Annotated in this window: 15 protein-coding genes; 4 read left to right on the top strand and 11 right to left on the bottom strand. The window is 58.8% G+C overall.

Annotated elements, in window-relative coordinates:
* Positions 1 to 69 precede the first annotated feature (69 nt).
* The 8 genes from OU993_RS24635 to OU993_RS24600 all read right to left on the bottom strand — a co-directional run bounded on the left by OU993_RS24635 (position 70) and on the right by OU993_RS24600 (position 6,510).
* A complete protein-coding gene (locus OU993_RS24635; RefSeq protein WP_268161558.1) occupies positions 70 to 963 on the bottom strand; it encodes a Mu-like prophage major head subunit gpT family protein in 894 nt (297 codons plus the stop codon).
* A complete protein-coding gene (locus tag OU993_RS24630; RefSeq protein WP_268161557.1) occupies positions 960 to 1,928 on the bottom strand; it encodes a phage protease in 969 nt (322 codons plus the stop codon). The genes OU993_RS24635 and OU993_RS24630 overlap by 4 nt, the downstream gene beginning before the upstream one ends.
* 229 nt (positions 1,929 to 2,157) lie before the next feature.
* On the bottom strand, positions 2,158 to 2,406 hold the full coding sequence (locus OU993_RS24625; RefSeq protein ID WP_268161556.1) for a hypothetical protein: 249 nt from the start codon (positions 2,404 to 2,406) through the stop codon (positions 2,158 to 2,160).
* Positions 2,407 to 2,576: 170 nt separating this feature from the next.
* Complete coding sequence (locus OU993_RS24620) at positions 2,577 to 3,017, bottom strand: regulatory protein GemA (protein ID WP_268161555.1); 441 nt, start codon at positions 3,015 to 3,017, stop codon at positions 2,577 to 2,579.
* Entirely contained in the window at positions 3,010 to 3,411 is a 402-nt protein-coding gene (locus tag OU993_RS24615; RefSeq protein WP_268161554.1) for a hypothetical protein, read from the bottom strand. The genes OU993_RS24620 and OU993_RS24615 overlap by 8 nt, the downstream gene beginning before the upstream one ends.
* A 96-nt stretch (positions 3,412 to 3,507) precedes the next feature.
* Positions 3,508 to 4,290 carry an ATP-binding protein gene (locus OU993_RS24610; protein WP_268161553.1) on the bottom strand — a complete coding sequence of 261 codons (783 nt, stop codon included), beginning with the start codon at positions 4,288 to 4,290 and terminating at the stop codon, positions 3,508 to 3,510.
* Positions 4,290 to 6,083, bottom strand: a complete 1,794-nt coding sequence (locus tag OU993_RS24605) for a hypothetical protein (RefSeq protein ID WP_268161552.1) — start codon at positions 6,081 to 6,083, stop codon at positions 4,290 to 4,292. Before OU993_RS24605 ends, OU993_RS24610 begins: the two co-directional genes overlap by 1 nt.
* 226 nt (positions 6,084 to 6,309) lie before the next feature.
* On the bottom strand, positions 6,310 to 6,510 hold the full coding sequence (locus OU993_RS24600; protein ID WP_268161551.1) for a DNA-binding protein: 201 nt from the start codon (positions 6,508 to 6,510) through the stop codon (positions 6,310 to 6,312).
* 59 nt (positions 6,511 to 6,569) lie between these two features.
* On the opposite strand from OU993_RS24600, the gene OU993_RS24595 reads away from it, so the two are divergent.
* Positions 6,570 to 7,124 (top strand): helix-turn-helix domain-containing protein, encoded by a 555-nt coding sequence (locus OU993_RS24595; RefSeq protein ID WP_268161550.1) that lies wholly within the window; start codon positions 6,570 to 6,572, stop codon positions 7,122 to 7,124.
* Between the two features lie 330 nt (positions 7,125 to 7,454).
* Positions 7,455 to 8,171, top strand: coding sequence for a transcriptional repressor LexA (lexA, locus tag OU993_RS24590; protein WP_268161549.1), 717 nt, complete (start codon positions 7,455 to 7,457; stop codon positions 8,169 to 8,171).
* On the opposite strand, the gene OU993_RS24585 is transcribed toward lexA, so the two are convergent.
* A complete protein-coding gene (locus OU993_RS24585; RefSeq protein WP_268161548.1) occupies positions 8,152 to 10,530 on the bottom strand; it encodes a ComEC/Rec2 family competence protein in 2,379 nt (792 codons plus the stop codon). The two genes, lexA and OU993_RS24585, sit on opposite strands and share 20 nt — an antisense overlap.
* A 128-nt stretch (positions 10,531 to 10,658) precedes the next feature.
* On the opposite strand from OU993_RS24585, the gene OU993_RS24580 reads away from it, so the two are divergent.
* Both OU993_RS24580 and gltA read left to right on the top strand, forming a co-directional pair.
* Positions 10,659 to 10,880 (top strand): hypothetical protein, encoded by a 222-nt coding sequence (locus OU993_RS24580; protein WP_268161547.1) that lies wholly within the window; start codon positions 10,659 to 10,661, stop codon positions 10,878 to 10,880.
* A gap of 120 nt (positions 10,881 to 11,000) precedes the next feature.
* The gene (gene gltA, locus OU993_RS24575; protein WP_268161546.1) at positions 11,001 to 12,290 is read left to right on the top strand and encodes a citrate synthase; all 1,290 of its coding nucleotides are present in this window, start codon (positions 11,001 to 11,003) and stop codon (positions 12,288 to 12,290) included.
* A 108-nt stretch (positions 12,291 to 12,398) separates the two neighbouring features.
* On the opposite strand, the gene lpxB is transcribed toward gltA, so the two are convergent.
* Complete coding sequence (gene lpxB, locus OU993_RS24570; protein ID WP_268161545.1) at positions 12,399 to 13,568, bottom strand: lipid-A-disaccharide synthase; 1,170 nt, start codon at positions 13,566 to 13,568, stop codon at positions 12,399 to 12,401.
* Positions 13,565 to 14,452, bottom strand: a complete 888-nt coding sequence (locus OU993_RS24565) for an LpxI family protein (RefSeq protein ID WP_268161544.1) — start codon at positions 14,450 to 14,452, stop codon at positions 13,565 to 13,567. The genes lpxB and OU993_RS24565 overlap by 4 nt, the downstream gene beginning before the upstream one ends.
* Position 14,453 lies beyond the last annotated feature (1 nt).

The following is a 14,453-nucleotide window of genomic DNA, read 5'->3' as shown; positions in this document are numbered from 1 at the left end:
AGTTATAGGCTACCGATTGTGTATCGAGGTCATATTGGCATTGCGCCGCCCTGGTACCTCGGCTCGGTTTTAAGAAACGTAGGGCGTGACGATCAGCTCGGCCGAGCTGGCCCAAACGTTGCTCGCGCCGTTCCCGATCAATTGAGCCTGTAAGAGAGTGCGTGCGGTTTCTTCCAGAGTAGGCGGAACGATAAGGTGTGTTCCCATGACGCCGAGCGGCTTGCCACTGGCCCGGCGAAGATTGGCCATTGCAACACGCGCTGTCGAGTAGTTTGCGGGGTTCAAGACGGCCTTCGACATGTAGGCAAGTTGCCACAGGCCGTAACCGACATTGCATCGTCCATCCACGCCGTAAACGTACTGGTTCTGAAAGAACACATTCGCGTCGTTGGTATCGGTCATGGACACGAACTGGAAGGCGCGACGCTCCTGGTATATCAGCGGCTTCAAGGGTTGGCTGCAATCCAGCAAGTACCATGCCGGATTTTCGCCACTGGTGAAATTGGAGACCGAGATTTCCTCACCAGCTTCATCGAAGCCTTTGTGATCGGTATCAAAGAAATACTGACCATCGAAGCACTTCAGCGCCGCCCCCTTCTTCAGCAGATCGAACACCAGACCGTCGGGATGCTGCGCGACATCATAGCCCATTTTCTCCAGGCGAGGCGCATAGATGCCGTACGTGTCGTCCTCGATATCGTTGCGATTGACCGAGATCGTTTCTTCGAAGTTCTTGTTCGAGATGACGTAGCGCGCTGCCGACAAATTGTGGATTATGCGATCCCCAAGCCATTCACGAATGCCGGGGGTATCTTCAAGCCATGAATAGTTCTCCGCCGCATGAACCGACGGCACCTTCATGGCGATCTTCGGCCAATGGGATGTGGCGCTTTTCAGACCCTTGTTGAAAGAGACGTTGAACCCGGTGAACAGGTCACGAAGGGAGCTTGCATTGATGTTCATCGTTCAGTCTTTCCGCCAAAGTTCTTTACATCCTCAGCCGAGTGGCCAAGGTTCTTGTGTATGTCCGTCAGCTCAGCAAAGCCGCCCACGTCTTTTTCCCGCATCTTCGACCAGTCATAGGCAGGAGACTGAAGGCTGGAGATGAACTCACCGACCGGCTTTCCAGCGCCTTCCATGAAGTCATCGAACGCGGCCTTGTTGACCTGACAAAGGCTGACCGACCAATCCCGCATGAACGGCAAAAGCCGCCCCGCCTTGATCAATTGTTCGACTTCGAATTCCGCCGCCTGAAGCGAGATCCCGGAACGGGTCTTGTGCAACTCCGCAAGCGTCTGTTGGAAAAGGTCGATGGGCACATACCGCGCAGGATCGGCGCTTTGCGCGCTCTTACTGGTTTTGACCGCGTCGATGACCGCAGCTTCATCAGCAGTCTCGGGAAGGCCAAGGGCGGCGCGAAGATCGCGCATGAAAGTTTCGTGATCCACGGGAGAGCCTTTCTCAGCCGCGTTGAGCGACTTCAACGTGAGGTTCGGATTGTTGGTGAGCGAAGCGCGAAGAATTTTCTTCACCTTCATGTCGGGGGTATGCAGCAGGACCGGCGACAGAAAACGAAACTCTTTGTCCCGGATCAGTTGCGCCGCGCGCGGGGTCCATTCGACAAGACCCCAGACGCCGTCGCTGCGGACGTTCATTTCGGAAATCCAACCGGCTGCAGGTGCAGCGATCCCCTTCGGTGCCGCGACGTCGATGGCATGCTCATAATCGATCGGCAGCTTGTCCGTGCTGATGTTCCGGAAGGAGTTGGCCACGAGGCCGGGAGCATCCTCGACCACGTAGGGGCCGCGACCGTCTACCGTCTTCATCGCGCCCATGGTGACAAGCTGAACCCACTGGCGGCGATCTTCGCTGCTGACTGGCTTCAGTTCCAAAGGTTGGGCGCTGGATGATTGTAATGCCGCCGACACGTGACGTTTCCCCGTAACGGGCCAAAAGTGTCACCGAATGCCGCAAAAGGTCATGCCCGCTATGGCGGGCGGATCATAGACAGTTGATAGGCTTATCGCAGATTTGGCAAACGAAGTTCAGGCCCGATAGGGCGGGAGTGTGCCGGGGGGCCGGAAATCGACTTATCCCAATCACTCTCAACAGGGGTGCGCGTCCTGCTCGGCACATGTCCACTTTGCGAGTTTTCTCTCAGTTCGCAACTGGCGGCGCTTGGTATCCGGCAAGGATTTGCTCTTCCGCAATCGCCAGAGAGCCCAGGATCTCCAGCTTGGCATTCATGAAGCGGTGCGCCTGGTCCTTCGTCAGCTCTCCAGCCTCGAAAATCTCAAACAGCCTGTCATCCGCCGCGCGATGCATTTGCAGCGCCTGCCCGCGTACCTGCACCAGGAAGAAAAGCTGCTCTTTCGAAAGTGTGTTCAGGTCAATTTGCGTGTCCATTCGCGCTATCCTTCGGTTTGCTCTCAGGTGTTGATGATCGGCTCTTGTGAGCCATACCGCATGACATGTTCCAAATTCGCGTCTACGGGCTTTGAAGCGGCTTCGAAATCGATTTGAAGGAGTGACACGCCCCGGCCCGACAAAATCGCCCCACGGCCTTCAAAACCCCTTCAATTTTGATCCTGTCTCCGGGCGATCATTGCCCGGAGTGCCGAAATCACTTTCGCCGCCTTTTTGTTGTCCACGAAGCGCAAAGCCCCGACCTTGTGGAACCGCCCCAGCCACTTATTCAGTTCGGCGTCATCGGGATCATCCGCACCGCGCCATTTGACCCAAAGCGAGCGGATGAGATCGACCTGAGGCGGCGTTGCCATGGTGGGCCGATAACCATAGGTCCGCTTCGTCCAGGTGGAACGGAAGCCGCAGGCCGTCAGATACTTCATCACGCGGTTGAAGCCGGCAAGGTCGAGATCGGCGGCACTATCCACCTTTCCATACCGGGCAAGAACTGCCCGGTAGACATCATCATCAAGGCCGAGATCGCGCTTCGCCACATGAAGAAGGGCGATCTGCTTTTTTGTGACTGCCGTTGGTGATGCTGGCTCACGCATCGGCTGTCACCTTCTTCAAGACATATGGCGGCTCTTCAGAATGACGTTCTGTCGGCGGACCAAGGTTGATGCCGGTGGCAATCGAAATGACACGATTGACGACATACTTCGACGTTCCGGCCCACTCGGCAATCCGCTCGGAATTGCGAATTTCCAGCTTCGCGGCCCGGATCTCGGCAATTTCATCACGAAGAGCCCTGCGAAAGAACTCGGCATCATCGCACTGCCTTTTAAACAGCACGTAGATCCCGTGGGCTTCGACATTCAGTTCCTCCTGATGGCGGAAGGCGATCTCAACCAAAGCGGCAGCGGCCTCAATGGCCGAGTTGGTTGTTTCGAGGCCGTCCAGAAGCTCTTGGTAGCTTTCGTAGGTTTCAGTGCGGGTTGCGGGCATTGCAGTCTCTCCATAGTTAAGGCAAAGCTCCGCCTACGCCGCACAAAGGTGCGAAGCTTCAGGTTTCAGGTGATGTGAACTTTCAGAAAGCGGCGATCAGGCCGCTTCGGGTTTCAGTAACTGCGGTGATCCGAGCTTCGGATTACCTTCCAAAACTGCGCGGATATGGGCCAGTTTGATGCCGCCGCCGCTATGGGTCAGCAGCTTCGCGCTCTCGAGCAGTTGGCCCAGGAGGCGGGCGCTGGTCTGAGTGCCGTAATTTGAGACTGCTTTGTAAGTGTCCATGCCCTCGACGCCGTAGGCGGAGGCAATTAGCTGGCAGTCGTGTTCTGTCAGAGGGTTGAGGACGATTTCCATCCCTACCCGGCTGTCAATTTGTTCCCATGCGGCTTTGTCAATACGCGACCCCGCAAGGCGTACACCATTACCGCTCATCACGAGCGCGAGGTTGCAGGTTTCTTGGATATTCAGCAATTCACGCTGTGCCGTTGCGACAAGGTTTTGCACTTCATCTACGACCAGAAGCTTTCGCGGTCGCTCATGAGCCAACCCGTCCCAATTTCTATCTTCAAACGTCGAAATGACTTCCGCGAACAAGTCGCGGGTGAACTTCTTGTCGGTAATACGCCCTGCCGCTTCTAGCAGCATGCGGTACATATCCGGCGTGCTGTTCTGTGCCTGCCCTACGTGGCAATAGACCCCGCCAAGCTCTTGCGATAGGTAGTACAAGGCGGTGGTCTTGCCGCAGCCAGGAGGGCTGATAATACGTGTGGGCCATCCGAAATTCCGCGCATAAGCGATACCGCCACGGATATCGTGCACCGGCGCGATTTCAACGAAGAGGCTACGATCCGGGACTTTTGGCTTGGAGAGACGCATTAGAGGCCCTTTCCACTGATTGCGGTATTGATCATAAGCATTCGAGCCTCACGGAGACGCTGCTGTTCTTCTTCCCTTTGCTGGCGCGTCTTTTTTGCCGTCTTGGTCGGCACGATGGCCCGTTCCCGGTTCCAATCGACATCGACCGAGATCAGGGCGGCAGGCGGGTTGGGGACGACATCCGGCGTTGACTTGCCGATGTCGATCAGCTTTTCCAGCGGATCGATGTCAGGCACCGAACGTTTCATCTCGCGAAGAGCGCGCTTGCGGTTCTTGTCACGGGCGGCACTGGTCTGTGCGCCTCGCGGATCGTCGTACGGGAGTTGAACGTTCGGCTTTGCCCAGCCAATCCGTTCGCCCTGGAGCGTTTCCACCAGCAGCTCATTGAAGCCGTGATAGGCTGGCACGCGCACGATGACCGTGTTTTCGAAGCACCTGTCGAGTTCCTCGCATGTCCATTCCCGACCGCCCAGGCTGAAGACATGTTTGTTCAGCTTGCGCTTTTCCGGCTTGGTGAACGCCATATAGAACTGAGCTTCATCGATCAGCGTTGCCGCCCATCCATCCTTCACATGTGCGGCAAATGCCTGTTCTGGCGATTTTCCGCCCAAAGCACCGCCTTGCGGCAAACGCTCGTAGGCACTGAGAAGCCCGAAAACCGTTTCGCAAAAGGCATCGAAACCGTCCTCGAACGGCGGCATCGGCTTGCCGAGTTCGCGTCGTTTCGGGTTCATGCGGTTGTCATCAATCCAGCCTGGAATATGCCGGAAATACTGTTGGTTCATCTGCCGGAAGAAGCCTTCGACCACCTTGGCAGAGGCGTTGTAAGGTTTGGCTCGGATGACGCGGGCGCGATCCTCGGAATTGAAGGCCGTGACGCTGCAATTGAGCTTTAAGGCGTCTTCAAGGTAGTCTGCGAACCCGTATTCCGAGCCATTGTCGCAATAAAGCTTCTGCGGCATGCCGAAGGCCGGATGCTGGCACATGCGCTTGAAAGCGTCGATGACATCGACGTTGCGCACCCCGCCCCGCTCATTCAGGAATACCAGATCGCCGAACACGCGGTTCGTCGCCACGTCATGGAAGGCGAGAAATTTCGGCGTGGCACAGGTGCCGTTCTCCCGGCGCACCATGACGTTGATATGGTGCACATCCATCACGACGATTTCCATGGGCTGGAGACCGGCAATCGTGCGGCGGATACGGGGCTTGTTATCCTCGCTGGCCTTGCGGTCGAAATCATGCCGGTAGACGGCCTTGAAGCGCGCCTCTTGCGTAATCAGAGCATCGGGAATGCCGAAGAGCTTTTCCGCTTGTGCATCGTCATCCACCGGATAACCGTAGGCCGCTGTCAGGCGGCGCAATTCGGCGGAGGCCATGAACCGGATGATCTTGCGCGTCGTTCCCTTCACGATCAGCCCGCGAATGAACTGCACGATGTCCTCGGCAATGGTTTCCTTGGCGAAATCGTCAAAGGGAACGGCGTTCGACCAGTACTGGTTGATGAATACCCGCTTCTGCCCCTTGTCGCGCCGGACCTTCTGCGCAAGCGCGTGAATGCCCTCGTTCTCGTAAATCTCGATCCACTTGTAGAGCGTGGATTTCGTCAGCTTGCGCCGCGATCCGCTCCAATCGAGCCTCCATTCTCCGTCGAGCTTGTCGATTTCCGCCTTGCGTTCGGGGCTACGGAAGGGGTGAGCCAATGCCGGGGCGATGATCTCGTATTTCCAGGCGCGCTCGAAGCGGGCCGTATCATCGCCAAGACGAAGCCGTGAAACGGCTTCATCGGTCATTTGAAGGGCCTTCAAACGCTCCTGGAGATGCGGCGGAAGGCTGGAAACCTTGACCTGATATTGAATGCCGGATCGACCGCCGCGACCGTGGAAGGTTCGGACTTCGAGGAGGTGGCCATACCATGCGAGACCTGTAACGCTTCGCATGATAGCCGTCTGAGCAGCCCGTGCCTTAATGCCAGCGACTTTCGCGAATTGCTCAGAACCTATCCACATCGAACCGGCCTCAAGAGAATCGCTTATCTTGAGGAACCTTTTTCAAGCCAAGATCCACCGCGATCCTGTGGCTTATGCCCCTCTTTCCCCCCAGCGAACCATTCAGCACGGCGTAGACTGTTCGGGGGTTATAGCCCCGACGCTGCGCCCATTCCTTGATAGAGACACCCTCGGCCTCGAAACGCTCGATCACTTGCTCACGCTGCATCATCTCTATATCCTTTTTACCGAAACATTATGTCACGATATCGAAAAGGATATGTCACGCAAATGAAACGTCTGTCAAGGGGTGCATTCGGCGCCGAAACACTGCGTGAGATAGGTGAGCGCATACGCGCTGCGCGCGGAGCGGCTACGCAGGAAGATTTTGCAAGAAAAATCGGCGTAGGACGTACGGTATTGGCAAACTACGAAGCAGGACGGCGTCTACCGAGCAGTCAAACACTAGAAAAAATTGCCAGCACCACGGGAAATACAACGGCTTATATTTTAACAGGTGTCGAAGCCACAAAGGACCCTTTCATCGTAGACACGATATACAGTGATACGCATCTTGAAGAGGGTTACATCGTGGCGCTCTTCATTTTCGAGAAAATGAGAGGCTCATTCTTGCTCAAATCCGAAGTGGAGCGACTCAGAATATGGGCCAACGTTCTACCCAAGCTAGCCGAGCACCTGGACGATGTAATCGGCGCCAATGTCAACATCAACGACAGTGATTGGGCAACTGAGCTAGAGGCGCTTATCGAAGAGTTTCGGAACACTCCCACGGAAGATATCCTTGAGCTAATCGTGAGCCTCAATACCCAAGTTCGCCCGACCTAATCGACTTGCGCCAATCCTTGCGCCAATCAACCGAAAGACCGAGTGGAGATTGACGGCACTGCGCCAAGAATCGCAGCGGAATCAATATGATGACGTTTACGCTGGAACACCGAAGTATGTGGACGCTATTGGCGCATTGAGGAACCCCGGTTTGACGCAAAAAGCCTTTATAATTCAAGGCCGCAGAGCCGTTTTCATTCCAGAATAATTATGCGCGCCATTCCCGGTTAATTATCGCGCCTCCAGAATTCAGGGGATTTTAAGGGCTTGCGGAACACATATGGAACATATAGTGTCTGTTCTGGATTTGTTTCCATCAGGATCGTCGTCATGCTCACACGCAAACAGCAGGAACTTCTTCTGTTCATTCATGAACGCATGAAGGAGTCCGGGGTCCCCCCGTCTTTTGATGAAATGAAGGATGCGCTTGATCTGGCGTCGAAGTCGGGCATTCACCGGCTCATTACAGCGCTCGAGGAACGCGGTTTCATCCGGCGCCTGCCCAACCGGGCACGCGCGCTTGAAGTCATCAAGCTGCCGGAAGCCTATACGCCGGCGCCGCAACCGCGGCGCGGCTTTTCGCCGAGCGTCATCGAAGGCAGCCTCGGCAAACCGCAGCCGGCAAAACCCGCTCCTGCACCGGTGCAGGACGATAGCGCCTCGTCGGCCGCCATTCCGGTGATGGGCCGGATCGCTGCTGGCGTGCCGATCTCGGCCATCCAGAACACCACCCATGAAATCAGCGTGCCGCTCGATATGCTGGGATCGGGCGAACATTACGCGCTCGAGGTCAAGGGCGACTCGATGATCGAGGCCGGCATCCTGGACGGCGATACGGTCATCATCCGCAACGGCAGCACGGCCAGCCCCGGCGACATCGTGGTGGCGCTGGTGGATGACGAGGAAGCCACCCTGAAGCGGTTCCGCCGCAAGGGGGCCTCGATCGCGCTCGAAGCGGCCAACCCTGCTTACGAGACGCGCATCTTCTCGTCTGATCGCGTGAAGGTTCAGGGCAAGCTCGTCGGGCTTATCCGTCGTTATCATTGATGAGGCGCAAGAGGTGGGGCGGCACATGGTTGTCGTCCCGACCGCTACGCCAGGAATACGCGCGGTGGATCTGCCACGGCCGCGTTTCACCGGTGAAGGATGGTGTCAGCGACCATGATGTGCGGTCGCGGCCAACTGCGGTAAAGGAGAGTTCGACGGCTCCGGTGCGGCGCAGGTGCTCGCCGGTGATGAGAATTGCGCCGGACCGGCAGGCGGCCAGCCGCGATGTCGGCGCGACGACCAGATCGGCTTCATCGCAGGCCGGACCGACATAACGGGCATCCTGGAGGGCAAGAATTCTGGTCCCCTCTCCTGTGACTGAAAGGCAGGCGAGCGACGTTTGGCAGTGGAACCGTGGTCCGTCGCGCCTGGAAAAATATAGGGCAAAGACCTTGCGGGCCTCCTGGAGCTCTTCAGATGCCAAGGGCGCCCGCCGATACGGCGCATCTGCCGCCTCCTCGGTCTCTGCGGCAGATGCCGCAGGTGGAGCCTTCGCGTCAGTCGCCCCCAAACGGACAAGTTCGGCCTTTTGCGGCGTGATCGTCTCGCGGATCGGATGTACGCTCTGCCATTGCCGGTAGAGGAAATCGGACGGACGCGGCCGGTTCACATAGGCCTTTCCGTCGTGCAGCAGCGCAAGAAGGCTTCCATCCTCCGAGATCAGAAGGTCCGGCGTTTTTGGCGCCGGCGCCATGCGATCGACGGCAAGTGCTGCCACGATGACCATGATCCCGATCCAGCGTAACCCCGTCTTCGACAACACGAGCAGAATGAAGCCGGCCGAGGCAAGCGGCAGGAACAGGTCGTGTTTACGGCCGAACGACACCTCGCCGCCCCAGGAGGCGACGGCCTTTGCGATCACGATGACCCATTCGAGCCCGTAACCCATCACTGCAAAGAAAGGCGCATCGAGACCGAAGGGCATGGCAATCATGCCCGCGAGCGCCGCGGGCATGATGACGAAGGAGATGAGCGGCATGGCGGCCAGATTGGCGGCAAGCCCAAAAGTGGTGAACTGGTGGAAATGCGCGATCGAAAAGATGGCGGTCGAGGCACCGCCGATCAGCGAAGTCAGGAAGGTTCCGGCCAGCAGCAGCCAGACGGCCTTGAGGCCGGCCCAGATCAGGGACTGCGACCGGGTTGATGGCATTTTCTCTCCGTGATCGCGCGTACGGCTCGTCCATGCCGTATACCCGGCGACCAGGGCAGCCGTCGCGGCAAAGGACATCTGGAAGCTCGGTCCCATCACCGCAGAGGGTGACTTGATCAGAATAAAAAGCGCGGCAAGCGCCAGGTTGTGCAGGCTGATCGATGGCCGGTCCGCCAGCACGGCCATCAGCATGATCGCCATCATCACATAAGCGCGCTCGGCGGAGACCCCGAAACCGGAGATGAGGTAATAGAAACTGACCATCAGCAGCGCGCCCATGGCCGCAATCTTCTTGATCGGCAGCGCATGGGCTATGCGTGGGATGAGTGCGAGGCCTGTCCTGAGCCCAACAAAACAGATGCCCGCGGCAAGCGCCATGTTGAGCCCTGAAATGGCGACGATATGGGCGAGCCCCGACAGACGCAGCGCCTCCAGCGTCTCGCGGCTGATCGCGCGGCGCTCATCCGTCACGATTGCGGCGGCAAAGGCACCGGCATCGCCCTGCACCAGCCCGCGAATCCGGTCACCGATCCTGCCCCGCAAGGCAAAGACGCCCATCTGAAGCCGTTCGACTACGGTCAGGTCCAGCGGCCGCGTCGAAATCCCGACCTTGCCGTAGACGTAACCGATCGCGCCGATCCCGTCGAAGAAGGAGGAGAAACCAAAATCCGTCAGCCCCGGCAGAGCCGGTCCGGATGGCGGCGACAGCCGCACTCTGGCGGAGAACCAGCCGCCCGCTGGCAAAGGTGCCGCCGTGCTGCGAACCGAGATCGCCACGCGCTCCACCGGACGGGAAAGCCGCGGTTTTTCGGTTTGGTGAACCTTGATGATATAACGCCACCGGTTCTCGCCAGCCGCCTCCCGACGTTCGATCACCCCCTCGATCTGGGTCGTGACGGGGCTGTCGAGCAGTGTCGTTGGAAAAAGCCGGGTCTCCAGCGCGGCAAGCCCCATGCCGGCAAGGAGGAGTGAAGCCCCCATACACAAGGCCGCAGCCAGACGGTGACCGGATACCGACAGCACAGCCCACAAAACGAGAAGCGGCACGAGCAGTCCGAAGAATGCCAACGGCGGATCGTGCGGCAGGGAGAACCAGAGAACGATCCCCGCCCCGAGAAGAACCGGCGCGAATAAAAACAGCCGTCCGTGGTCAATCTCGTCCTGGCAGGCGCGCAAAAACTGCTGGGACAGCGGGGTACGGCGCGGCACGAATGTCAGCGTGTGGAGGTCGAATCTGAACGGCAGGGACCATCGCGGGCCGGAGCCTGCGGATGAAATATCATCCGCCAGACGCCGCACAGGCAGCGCCTCCCCGTCCTCCAAAGGAGGAGAGTGAAGTGCAACTGATTCTGCGGCCCGATGTGCTCCTGGCGACAATTCGAACCCCCGGTGAAATTGCCGCATCGCCTTTAACTGATCAACAACCTGCACCTGCTTATGTCGCATGGTCAATGCCGCGAACGTCCGCCTGCCGGTCGAAAACGCCATTGCATCGATTTAATTGCGCCAAAGCGGCCAATGGGCGCGCGCGCCTCAACCTGGAGACTTTTTCCGCCTAAATTTCGCGCTGCACAATTAGCCATCAGGAGTGCTTGGCAGCTCGCATCAGATCATATAGCAAGTTCATACGCTTCATTTCTCGGCGCATTTTGCGCCATTCCGACCATCGGAGGATCAGCATGACGGAAACAAGCGCACATCTTGGATTGGGAGAAAGCAAAGTCGATCTTCCCGTTCGCAAAGGGACGATCGGTCCCGACGTGATCGACATCGGCTCGCTCTACAAGCAGACCGGCGCCTTCACCTACGACCCGGGCTTCACGTCGACGGCTTCGTGTGAATCGAAGATTACCTTTATCGATGGCGACGAGGGCGTGCTGCTCCATCGCGGCTATCCGATCGAGCAGCTCGCCGAACACGGCGACTTCCTCGAAACCTGCTATCTGCTGCTCTACGGCGAACTGCCGACGGCTGCGCAGAAGAAGGATTTCGACTACCGCGTGACGCACCACACGATGGTGCACGAGCAGATGAGCCGCTTCTTCACCGGCTTCCGTCGCGATGCGCATCCGATGGCCGTCATGGTCGGCACGGTCGGCGCTTTGTCGGCCTTCTACCACGACTCGACCGACATCACCGATCCGCACCAGCGCATGGTTGCCTCGCTGCGCATGATCGCCAAGATGCCGACGATCGCCGCCATGGCCTACAAGTACCATATCGGCCAGCCCTTCGTTTACCCGAAGAACGATCTTGATTACTCGGCAAACTTCCTGCGCATGTGCTTTGCCGTGCCCTGTGAAGAATACCAGGTGAACCCGGTTCTGGCGCGCGCCATGGACCGCATCTTCATCCTGCATGCCGATCACGAGCAGAACGCATCGACCTCGACCGTTCGTCTCGCCGGTTCTTCCGGCGCCAACCCGTTCGCCTGCATCGCCGCTGGCATTGCCTGCCTCTGGGGCCCGGCCCACGGTGGCGCAAACGAAGCCGCGCTCAACATGCTGATGGAAATCGGCACGCCGGATCGTATTCCGGAATACATTGCCCGCGCGAAAGACAAGAATGATCCGTTCCGCCTGATGGGCTTTGGTCACCGCGTCTACAAGAACTATGATCCGCGCGCCAAGATCATGCAGAAGACCACGCATGAGGTTCTCGGCGAACTCGGCCACAAGGACGACCCGCTGCTGCAGGTTGCCATGGAGCTGGAAAAGATTGCACTGACCGACGAATATTTCGTCGAGAAGAAGCTCTACCCGAACATCGACTTCTATTCCGGCATCACGCTGAAGGCGATGGGTTTCCCCACGACGATGTTCACGGTGCTCTTCGCACTCGCCCGCACCGTCGGCTGGATCGCCCAGTGGGCCGAAATGATCGAAGATCCGCAGCAGCGTATCGGCCGTCCGCGCCAGCTTTACACCGGTGCACCGAAGCGCGACTACCTGCCGATCTCCAAGCGTTGATCGCAGATACCGTCTACGGAAAAGGCCCGCTTCACGCGGGCCTTTTTTGTGGGAGACATCCATCATATCAAACGACGGCAACAAGGCTGTTGCCTCAACAGTTGCGCGTCAGACGCGACCCTTTTCCGCCAGAAGCTTGAGCACCAGACTTGCCGCTTCCTCGCCCGGCGGCACGGCAGTCGAAAGCCGGTCCCATACCTCGGCAAATCCAGACAGCATGGCCTGTCGTTGCGGCGTCTCGGTGGAGAGGCATTCCGCCCAGCGCACCAGGTAACCGGGCCGCACCAGATCGTTGATATGTTCGGGGATCACCGGCTGATCGGCAATCAGGTTAGGCAGTGCCGCAGACCAGATCTTGATGCGATTTGCCATCAGGCGGATCAGCAGATCCGCCTTGTAGATGGAGACTGTCGGCACGCCGCAAAGGGCAAGCTCCAGCGTGACGGTTCCCGAGGCGGCAATCGCCATGTCGGCCGCCGCAAACGCGTCCCATTTTTCAGCGCTTGTCGAGGTCAGCTGCGGCTTGACCGGCCACTCCGCCAGGAGCGCTTCGACGAGTGCCCGCTGGCGCGGAACAGTCGGCAGCAGGAAACGCGTCGCCGGATTACGCTCCAGCATCAGCGTCACGGTATCCTTCAGCGCCGGCATCAGCGCCTTGATTTCGGTCGAGCGGGAGCCGGGCAATAACAGGATCGTCTTGTTGCCGTCGCCCGCGGCACGGGTTTTTCGCCGCTCGCGAACCGCAAGGACGTTTGCGTCCGCCGTCAGACGATGACCGACGAATTCCGTTCTCGGTCCGTCAAGCCGGCGCATGGCAGCCGGCTCGAAGGGAAGCAGTGCCAGCACCAGATCGACATAGGCCAGCATGTTCTTTGCCCGGTATTCCTTCCAGGCCCAGACGCTCGGGCAGACATAATCGACCACCGGAAGATCCGGCAGCGCCAAACGTACACGCTTGGCAACACGATGGGTGAAGTCCGGGCTGTCGATGATCAAGAGAAGATCGGGACGCGCGGCAATGATCGCGTCGGCGGTCTGGCGGATCCGCCGCAACAAAAGCGGCAGCCGTTTGAGGACCTGCGTGATGCCCATGATCGACAGTTCGGAGAAATCAAAAAGACTATGCAGACCTTCCGCCTGCAGGCCTTCACCCCCAACGCCGATCAATTCGATCGGACCCGGATAAATCAATTTCAGCGCGGCGATCAGATCGGCACCCAGAAGATCGCCAGACACCTCGCCGGCCACGACGGCAATTTTCAACGGGCGAAGGCTCATCGTAAACCGCTCCCATTTACGCCCTGGTCAATGCCGCAGACAAAAAGACCGTTCCGTTCCGCCAGCGCAATCATCTCGTCGCGATCGACCACCAGGGCGCGACCGGCCTCCACCGCAATCCCCGCCAGTCCGGCTGCGATCGCACTGTTGACTGTGGACGGACCGATGGTCGGCAGATCCGCACGGACATCCTGCTGCGGCTTGCAGAGCTTGACCAGTACGCCGCGCCGTTTGCGCGAAATACGACCGGCGGCCCGCAGTGATGCGACACGCTCCAGCATGGCATCGGTTCCCTCGACGCCTTCGAGAGCCACAATACGCCCGCCGACACAGACGGCGCCCTGGCCGACGTCCAGCTGCCCGAGCAGATGTGCGGCCTGCGCCGCCGTCTCGATATCGCGCAGATCTTCGACAACCGGCGCCGTTGTGGTGAGGCATCCGGTTTCGGCCAGCAGCCCGGGAACGATCTCCTGCACGCCAACAACACGGCACCCCATGCTTTCAAACAGGCCGATCACCATCTGCAGAACGGTATCATCGCCGCCTGCCAGCAAGGTGCGGATCACGTAAGGGATCTTCAGCAGCGAACGAAACGTCGGGTGGATATCACGCCATTCCGGCCGGCGTTTGACACCACCGGAGAGCACGACCCGCCGCACCCCTTTTTGCCGGAGGACCTGCTGGATGCCGGCAAAATCACCAACGCCGGTGACCATATGATCGAAGGTGGAAAAATCGCGGTCGGCCTCGTTCCGAAGCGCGATCACGACCGGGTCGTCCCCGGCAGCGCGCGCGGCCTCGGCGACATAAAGCGGCAGATATCCGCCGCCGGCAACGATGGCGAGCCGGCCTTCCCTCGTCGCAACGGGAGCGGCCGTGGCCATG

This window comes from Rhizobium sp. SL86 (assembly GCF_026672545.1).
Classification (GTDB): domain Bacteria; phylum Pseudomonadota; class Alphaproteobacteria; order Rhizobiales; family Rhizobiaceae; genus Neorhizobium.
This window is presented reverse-complemented; position numbering and strand designations above follow the sequence as displayed.

Bases quoted from the DNA above. Each gene is read 5' to 3' on its own strand.
- OU993_RS24635 (WP_268161558.1), bottom strand. From the start codon at position 963: ATGAACATCAATGCAAGCTCCCTTCGTGACCTGTTCACCGGGTTCAAC.
- OU993_RS24625 (WP_268161556.1), bottom strand. From the start codon at position 2,406: ATGGACACGCAAATTGACCTGAACACACTTTCGAAAGAGCAGCTTTTC.
- OU993_RS24620 (WP_268161555.1), bottom strand. From the start codon at position 3,017: ATGCGTGAGCCAGCATCACCAACGGCAGTCACAAAAAAGCAGATCGCC.
- OU993_RS24615 (WP_268161554.1), bottom strand. From the start codon at position 3,411: ATGCCCGCAACCCGCACTGAAACCTACGAAAGCTACCAAGAGCTTCTG.
- OU993_RS24610 (WP_268161553.1), bottom strand. From the start codon at position 4,290: ATGCGTCTCTCCAAGCCAAAAGTCCCGGATCGTAGCCTCTTCGTTGAA.
- OU993_RS24605 (WP_268161552.1), bottom strand. From the start codon at position 6,083: ATGACCGATGAAGCCGTTTCACGGCTTCGTCTTGGCGATGATACGGCC.
- OU993_RS24600 (WP_268161551.1), bottom strand. From the start codon at position 6,510: ATGATGCAGCGTGAGCAAGTGATCGAGCGTTTCGAGGCCGAGGGTGTC.
- OU993_RS24595 (WP_268161550.1), top strand. From the start codon at position 6,570: ATGAAACGTCTGTCAAGGGGTGCATTCGGCGCCGAAACACTGCGTGAG.
- lexA (WP_268161549.1), top strand. From the start codon at position 7,455: ATGCTCACACGCAAACAGCAGGAACTTCTTCTGTTCATTCATGAACGC.
- gltA (WP_268161546.1), top strand. From the start codon at position 11,001: ATGACGGAAACAAGCGCACATCTTGGATTGGGAGAAAGCAAAGTCGAT.
- lpxB (WP_268161545.1), bottom strand. From the start codon at position 13,568: ATGAGCCTTCGCCCGTTGAAAATTGCCGTCGTGGCCGGCGAGGTGTCT.
- OU993_RS24565 (WP_268161544.1), bottom strand. From the start codon at position 14,452: ATGGCCACGGCCGCTCCCGTTGCGACGAGGGAAGGCCGGCTCGCCATC.